The sequence below is a fragment of the Bacillus sp. 05T31 genome, assembly GCF_056396725.1.
Genome location: NZ_JBFTMA010001435.1, coordinates 1 through 415, shown reverse-complemented (window position 1 = coordinate 415; position 415 = coordinate 1). Strand labels below are relative to the sequence as shown.

Sequence of the window (415 nt, the reverse complement as noted above, 5' to 3'; positions counted from 1 at the left end):
TTCTCGAATTGTACTTTGTTTCATCCACTTTTTCGGGAAACTTTCACGGATGATACCTTCAGAATGAATAGTAAACAAAGGGACACTTACATAATAATTCCCCGTTAAATGAGCTAATGCGGCTTCTTTGACAATTGGATATCGATTATCTAAATAAATTTCCCATTGATCGATTTTTCGCTCCAACAACTCAGGAGTATAGTATAAAAGTAATTGCTCAGTTTCTAACACAATTCCTCCTGTTTCAGTTTCTATATAAAAGAAATCTAGAAGATCTAATGTTTTAAAATCTAAGAAGATGAACCAGCCTTGCTGAACAAAAATGTTCTAAGGCTTCTAAGCACTTTTGTTCAGCTTGAGATAACAGCTCTGATACATTTAAATCTCTCATAGTTTCATAGAGATTATTAAAAGA

Annotated in this window: 1 pseudogene; it reads right to left on the bottom strand. The window is 32.8% G+C overall.

Features of this window, described 5'->3' with window-relative positions:
• Positions 1–231, bottom strand: a pseudogene (locus AC1DJR_RS33690) (hypothetical protein); the annotation flags it as partial.
• Positions 232–415: the final 184 nt, after the last annotated feature.